This is a genomic window from Mesorhizobium sp. A623 (assembly GCF_054489405.1).
In genome coordinates this window covers 1-518 of the sequence record NZ_JBTMXB010000153.1, presented here as the reverse complement: position 1 = coordinate 518, position 518 = coordinate 1, and the positions used below count along the sequence as shown (strand labels likewise).

Annotated in this window: 1 protein-coding gene; it reads left to right on the top strand. The window is 59.5% G+C overall.

Translation table 11 applies throughout. The features are described 5' to 3' along the window. A partial coding sequence (locus tag ACX3P1_RS28375; RefSeq protein WP_459083173.1) for a DUF488 domain-containing protein occupies window positions 1-518 on the top strand: 518 nt, incomplete at both ends.

The following is a 518-nucleotide window of genomic DNA, read 5'->3' as shown; positions in this document are numbered from 1 at the left end:
GCCCTTCCACACCGTTGGTCATTCAACCCGCACGCTGGAGGAATTCGTCGGCTTGCTGCGGATCGCGAATGTTGTGCTGGTCGTGGACATAAGAACCGTACCAAAGTCGCAGACCAATCCGCAATATAACAAGGAAACGCTCCCCGGCAGCCTGGCTACGTTCCAGATCGCCTATGAGCCCATTGCGGAACTGGGCGGGCTGCGCGGTAAGGCCAAGTCCGTGCCGTCCGACGTGAACGGGTTCTGGGAAAACCAGAGTTTCCACAATTATGCCGACTACGCGCTCTCGGACAGCTTCCGCCTCGGCCTTGATCGGCTCACCGCTTTGGGACACGAGCGACGATGTGCGATGATGTGTTCCGAAGCCGTCTGGTGGCGCTGCCATCGGCGTATCGTCGCCGACCATCTTATCGCGCACGGCGAGAACGTCTTTCATCTGATGGGGCGCGATAGGATAGAAACCGCACACTTGACCGAAGGCGCGTGCATTCAGCCGTCGGGCGTGGTGGTCTATCCAC